The 6,287-nt window shown below is 53.6% G+C and carries 8 protein-coding genes; 3 read left to right on the forward strand and 5 right to left on the reverse strand.

Going from position 1 to position 6,287, the window contains the following annotated elements; genetic code table 11:
* Window positions 1-253: 253 nt before the first annotated feature.
* Window positions 254-760, forward strand: a complete 507-nt coding sequence (locus CPY51_RS07140) for a GNAT family N-acetyltransferase (RefSeq protein WP_195909450.1) — start codon at window positions 254-256, stop codon at window positions 758-760.
* 30 nt (window positions 761-790) lie between these two features.
* Here CPY51_RS07140 and CPY51_RS33750 read toward each other — a convergent pair whose 3' ends face one another.
* From CPY51_RS33750 to CPY51_RS07155, 4 genes are all read right to left on the reverse strand, one after another.
* Window positions 791-919, reverse strand: a complete 129-nt coding sequence (locus CPY51_RS33750; protein ID WP_275540458.1) for a hypothetical protein — start codon at window positions 917-919, stop codon at window positions 791-793.
* A gap of 112 nt (window positions 920-1,031) precedes the next feature.
* A complete protein-coding gene (locus CPY51_RS32760; RefSeq protein WP_195909451.1) occupies window positions 1,032-1,619 on the reverse strand; it encodes a hypothetical protein in 588 nt (195 codons plus the stop codon).
* Between the two features lie 163 nt (window positions 1,620-1,782).
* Window positions 1,783-2,418, reverse strand: a complete 636-nt coding sequence (locus tag CPY51_RS32765) for a hypothetical protein (protein ID WP_195909452.1) — start codon at window positions 2,416-2,418, stop codon at window positions 1,783-1,785.
* Window positions 2,419-2,884: 466 nt separating this feature from the next.
* Window positions 2,885-3,667 carry a DUF3658 domain-containing protein gene (locus CPY51_RS07155; RefSeq protein WP_195909453.1) on the reverse strand — a complete coding sequence of 261 codons (783 nt, stop codon included), beginning with the start codon at window positions 3,665-3,667 and terminating at the stop codon, window positions 2,885-2,887.
* A gap of 134 nt (window positions 3,668-3,801) precedes the next feature.
* Here CPY51_RS07155 and CPY51_RS07160 point away from each other — a divergent pair, with 134 nt between their 5' ends.
* Entirely contained in the window at window positions 3,802-4,062 is a 261-nt protein-coding gene (locus tag CPY51_RS07160; protein ID WP_244598502.1) for a hypothetical protein, read from the forward strand.
* A 774-nt stretch (window positions 4,063-4,836) separates the two neighbouring features.
* On the forward strand, window positions 4,837-5,442 hold the full coding sequence (locus tag CPY51_RS07170; RefSeq protein ID WP_111159592.1) for a hypothetical protein: 606 nt from the start codon (window positions 4,837-4,839) through the stop codon (window positions 5,440-5,442).
* Window positions 5,443-5,605: 163 nt separating this feature from the next.
* Here CPY51_RS07170 and CPY51_RS32225 read toward each other — a convergent pair whose 3' ends face one another.
* Window positions 5,606-6,052, reverse strand: a complete 447-nt coding sequence (locus CPY51_RS32225; RefSeq protein ID WP_146260089.1) for a hypothetical protein — start codon at window positions 6,050-6,052, stop codon at window positions 5,606-5,608.
* Window positions 6,053-6,287 lie beyond the last annotated feature (235 nt).

Genomic DNA, 6,287 nt, shown 5'->3' on the forward strand with positions numbered 1-6,287 from the left:
CCCCTCGCTTAAGATGGGGGGACATTTACAGCAATCAGGCTTCCACTTTTGTGACGACTGCTGTTGGAAGGATTTCTAAAATGGACTTCGTCCGCTTCGGGCAAACTCCTGACGCAGGTAGGCTTCCGGATCGCGCTACATCGCGAACATGTGCGTTCCGACACACGCAGATTGTCGTAAGTTTGAACCGGCGTCACGTGACCGTTGCAATTTGAGGGCTAGGCCTCCCTTTTAGAAAACCAAGGACATACCTGTGTTCCCGTACAAACTCCGCCGTCTCGACCGGAACGATACGTCGTCCTTTAGAGACATTCGCCTAGAGGGCCTTGCGAACCACCCAGAGGCATTTGGAGCATCATGGGAAGACGAGCAGAACGAGCCCGAGGCACGCTTTGCCGACCGGCTTGAGAATGGTCATGTGATTGGAGGCTTTTCCAAAGACGGCACGCTTGCCGGGATTATCGGCATATCTCGATCCCAAGGGATGAAGACGCAACATATCGGATCAATCTGGGGGATGTATGTCCGCCAGACGGCACGGGGTACGGGTCTTTCGCGCCTGCTGCTTGCTGCTGCCATTGACGAGGTTGGTACGACGCTGCGTTCGCTCCGGCTGTGCGTCGTGTCATCCAACGCTCAGGCCATCCGGCTTTACAGATCGATGGGCTTTGAGCAATGGGCGGTCGAAGCCGAAGCTCTGAAGGTCGGCGATACTTACTATGACGAAGTTCACATGCGGCTGGAAATAGGTCCACGATAGTCGCGTCATCAGCAACGACGAATAGGACAACTACGGCCAGCCGATTTGATCAGGAAGATCAGAGTCCTTGTACTGGAACTTCGGCAGATTTCCTCGCGACTGCGCATCCAACGACAGCAGCGCCAACACTACGCTCGTGTCGGTGGGCGTCTCAGTCATCGGCTCCCATCTCCAAAAAAATGTGCTCTTGTGACCAAGAATCCAATGGGGCTGTCACGTTCACGCCTTTGGTGGCCCGGTGGATCACGGTCAAACATCTGCTTTGGTGTGTTTAACCAAGCCAGCGCTGCCTGAGCTTCTTGGTAACCGGTTCGTCCGTGATCTCTATATCGAGCCCAGTGAATCGGACACCGGGGAAGTAGGCTCCGATATCCTGGGGGTCGATCTCATAGATCGTCTTCGGGTTGTTCTCGTCGGTGAAGGCGACGAAGGTTGGCAGTCTAGAGTTGTCATAGAGGCGAAACCGCCGACGTCCGCTGGCATTGCGAAGCGTGTCAAAGTCCGCGTTGCTCAGCCCCCCGACACTGTCTTTAATACCGAATGTCGTCAGGATTCCGTATTCGTAGGCTTGGCTGAGACTTGAATGCGAAGGATGCTCAAGCGGCAGATGAATGTAGATAGTCCCCTTTCCGCCAAGCTCGAAAATGAGCGCTTCGCCGTAAAGCCGCGTCGCACCGCCATTTCCGATCAGGCTGTGCGTGACCTTTGAATAGGTGACTTCCATCACCGAAGAACTCTCGACCGGGCGGCCATCGACGGTCGCCGAGGCAATTACCTTGAACCGAACAGTCGCACTCTCACCCTGGCAAGACACCAGCGGCAGCGCACAAAGAGCTGCTAAAAACGACCTGCGTCTCATCGCGGCCCTGTCCCCGAGACCCATCGTCCGAAGATATTGCCAACCGCGCCGTGCCGATCAGGAAGGTCAGAGCCCTTGTAGCGGAGCTGCGGCAGATTCCCTCGCGACTGGGCATTCAATGACCGCAGCGCCAACATTGCGTTCTTATCGGCGAGCGTCTCTGTCATCGGCTTCCGTCTCCAAAAAAATCAGCCGGTGTCATCATATGGCTGAGGGGCAATTCGCTATAGGGCCGTCGGTTCGTCGCTGGATCGCGCGGGAAAATTTTGGGATCGCGTGCGGTTCTGAGCCATGGAAGCCGATCTCGAAGTTTTTTTGTTATCGGGTCGTTCGTTATTTCTATATCGAGGCCGGTGAACTTCACGCCGGGGAAATATCGGCCCAGTTCCGATGGGTCTATTTCATAAATTGTTTTTGGATTGCTCTCGTCCGCGAACGATACGAACGCAGGCAGTCGAGAGGTCTTGTAGAGGTGGAATGGCTGCCGACCCTTTGCATTGTTGAGCTTTGCAAGGTCAACGTCGGTCAGCGAACCAATACTGTTGGCTATTCCGAATGTCGTCAGTATCCCATACTCGTAAACTTGGCTCGAACTTGCATGGGGGGCGTGCTGAATAGGCAAAACAAAGATGGCTCCCTTGCCGCCTAGATCGAAGATCAACGCCTCGCCATAGAGCCGTGTCGCGCCACCCGTACCAATGAGACTGTGGGTAACCCTCCTGTAGCGAACCTCCATGACCGTGGATGCCTCGACCGGCTTTCCATCGACCAGCGCACTGAGAATGACCCGATAGCGCACCCTTGCCGTTTCGCCGGTCTGGCAGCCCATAAGTGGCAGCGAACAAAGCGACGCAAGAAGAGCCCTGCGGCTCATAATATCCTCTGGCAATATGCGTCCCTCGAAAACCGACGGACGAAGTTGTATCGGAGGAGATTGAACGAACCGTAAGTTTAGAAGCTAGCTTTCTCTCGATTTTCTCTGAAACTGCTTAGGAGGGTCGGCTTTGGGCCAACTCTCGAAGCTGGTTGGCTTCTGGATTGCGCCAAATCCGGACCTTGGTGGCCGCCGAAGGCGGAAGACAGATATCTTCCGCATCGCGCCAGCGAGCGGTCATCCTAGATGCTCAGATATTGTCCCTCAATCTACGCTTCAAAGGCACCTAATCGCGCGGGAGTCTATCCGAGTGCTTATGTCTGAGCCGATCAACTTCGGGCGGGGAAAGTGGGAAAAATGTCGGACCAACTGCTGCGAACATCAACTTCGCCTATTCTGGCAACCGAACCCTGCATGCCATGATTTCCGAGGGGTCGCCGTCAGCAATTAGCTTTCCTTGCTCAATCAACACGACGACCCGATGATGCAATGCAATGTCGCCGATCTGTATATAGGGTTTGTAGCTTGACCCGAGGGCGTTCCCGACTAAGTAGGCGATCTTTCTCCATTCAGAACTCGCCTGCGCCAAAAGCAAGGGATCGAAGTAATCTGATGGTGCAGAGACAAGGCCAGTTGGTGTCAGGACGCGGAAAGGAGCGTTTTCGGCCATAAGCTTCACCCATACTTTCCGATGCGCCACGTCCTCATCAATCGACGCCACTGTTTCGCTGCCGAACAGGGTCGCTAATCCACTTGATGGTACTATGGAAACGGCTTGCACTGACTCAATTACTCCCTCAGTACCGTTTCCCCACCGAACTGGGACACGAAGCCCGGTAACATCGACGACATAATAGGGGCGTTCAACCATATGCCACGCCCAGGCAAGGCGAAATGCCAGCTCCCTTGCCGAATGTCGGCCGAACCAGACGACTAGCCTTCCCTCTGCCGCGTCCACTTTGGCCCAGAATGATCGGATATTCTCGCCGATCTCTGGCCAATCGATCTGTTCATGCCACCAATCGGTTCGCACGGAGGGGTCACTGGACCCGATGGGTCCGCAACTGAGATCGTCGCCGAAGCAGAGCAATGCGTCATCACGCCCTGCAATACGAAGGGCTTGACGAATTGATCCTGCCGCAGAGTCCCCCGGCACGACGTGTGTTGTCTTCATCAAAAAATGACCAATTGGACTATGCCTCAACTTATGAAACGGCAAATGCATAGTCAAATCTGGTTCGTTGAGTGCAGCCTATGGCCGAAATGCGCTAGGCGTGAACATTGCGATCACCTGCGGAACGGCTAAAGATGGCCGATGTCATGGCCAGCGGGAGGGTTTCGTCAATGTCGAAAGTGTTCGAAATTCTGAAACGTCTGGATAATGCCAAGGTCCATTATTTCATCGGCAGATATCGTCCTGACACGATAGACATTACGGCCACGGTGGTTGGAGAGCGTGTCGAGATTTCTGTCTTCGACGACGACCATGTTGAGATATCGCGTTTCCTGGGCAGTGAAGACGTTTTGGATGAAGGTGTTTTGGACGAAATTTTGAGAGGGGACGAGTGACGGCTTCGGGCCACAGTTCGTCGCTTGCGTAGGTCCCGAACGCGCCACAAGCCGAATTCCAAACAATGGCGCATGGCGATCCAGCGGTGCGCTATCAATGTGACATGGAATGAACCGAGTGCGATCACCGCCGCTCATCAGAAAAACGTAATTGGGAGGGACGTTCCGCCTTACGCAATGCGGGGCCGAATACCGTTGATTTCTAGCATCCATGCAAAAATCGTCAGTGCCAGCCTTGCTCTCTTATCGGCGTGGGGAACCACCGCCCCTGCTGCCGAGCATCGACTTGCTGGGCGATGGAGGGACAGCTCCGCGAATGTTGGTGTCATTCAGTTTGGCCAGACAGTATTCGTCTTCGGCAAAGGCGGGTGGTCCGTGGGGAGGCTAGAACCTGGCGCGGCAGGTATGTTGGCCGTTGGCGAGGGAAACTGGACCTTTGATGCGAGGCCGGAACCAGCGAGCATCACCGTTGGCGAGAAGGACGATCATCTTTACATCATTGTCGTGCCAATCGGCGCAAGTGACAGTTCTGAAATCAAGATGATCCTGGAACACAACGTTCCATAGAGGCTGCCAAAGAAGGCATGACTTTTTAGGGCTGACAGCCTTCATGTCCGTCTCGCGCCAACAGCGGTCATCTCCCACCTTGCAGCAAAAAGGTGTCATCGCCAAGTGTTGAAAGAAAATCAACCATTGGATGAGCTGTTAAGTGCTGTCGTTCACACTTCGTGATATCCCATCGAAGCTTTCAATTCACCGCGTGAGACAACCCATTTGTCGAGGATAGTTCGCAGAAAAATTCAGCAACTTGTCGATTTCACACTTCTACGTCTTTCGAAGTCGACGGAAGTTGACGGCGTTTGGATTGGGGTTTTCAGCGATGGGGACCAGCATGAGGTTTTATCTCGCGTGCAGGGCGCTTTGGCGCTCATCAAAAGGCACGATGCCAATAGATACGAAAGGGTGATCGCCTCATTTGACAGAATTTGGATTAGTTATCTGTTTGGGGCGGTTGGTCGATATTTGCCCGAGCAGAAAAGATGCCAACTAGACCCGCTGTTCGTACTTTCTTCCCCAATTGAATTCATCGCCTCTACGATTGTTCATGAGGCGACACACGCTCGGCTTTTCAATGTGGGCATTCCCTACTCGTTCGAAAATCGCCATCGTGTCGAAAAAGTCTGCATCCGGCAGGAGATGCTGTTCGCGCGACGAATTCCCGAAGCAGAAGAGCTGCGAAAACGGATTAGCGAGAAGCTGCTGCTCGACCCTGAGGTTTGGTCAAAGGAAACTTCTGCTGAGCGGCTTCGCAACGCATTTGTGAAGTCAGACGGTGGCCTCCCGAAAGGGCTTCGCCGGAGACTATACAAGTCTGTCTGATGCGATGTGACTGATGCGATGTGACCGCTACGGCCAAATGCAGTCATGGCTGAAACGCGCCACCGGTCATCCAAGATGCTCGGGTATCGTCTTTACGCTTCAAAGGCACCCAAGCGCGAGAGCGTAGCTGATCGTCACTACGGCTTCCCACGTTTCAGTACGCTCACTTTCTATTCCCGCGTAATAGAAAGTTTTCTTGAGATTTTCTAAGATCGGGCTCGGCGATGCATTTGGCCTCCCATGAATAATCCACGACGCTCGCTGAAAAAATCAGCTTGCCGGAAACATCCACGGTACGCCCGACGTACCATTGGAGGAGGGAGTTCGGCATCAATCCATTCTTTTTGCAGCCGAAATGAACGCACTCACCAGGGATAGATGAAGCAATCGGGTTGCAGCTAAAGCCTGCTTTTTCCAACGCGGTTACTAGTTTTTGGCGATCTCCACCAGCCGCTTCGCCAAGCGTGCGGACGTATCGCTCGAAGTCTTGCCGATAATAGGGTGGGTCAGAATTTGGTCCGTGATCCGGCGGAGATGCAACCACCGTGCCGACACTGAATTGTGCGATAACTAACAATAAACACGTAGCAGTTATTTGAAATCGTCGCATTTAGTGCTCCCCAGTCCTCAGATGCCTGTCGTGCGTTGGGTTTTTCTCGAAGTTTTAAAACCGTATCAATTTCTTGAAAGGGCAGAGAGTTTCGTTTGCTATGGGAAATGAACCAGCGTTTTGCTGTGCTGGCAACGACTGAGTTTTTCAACGAAATCGCCCAACTCCGGAAGATGCCTTTTTCGCAGTGCGCAAACCCCGGACGTGGAAAGAATGTGATGATCAAAACCGGTTT

Source organism: Arminella tubonensis, from assembly GCF_003240585.1.
Taxonomy (GTDB): Bacteria; Pseudomonadota; Alphaproteobacteria; order Rhizobiales; family Rhizobiaceae; genus Rhizobium; species Rhizobium tubonense.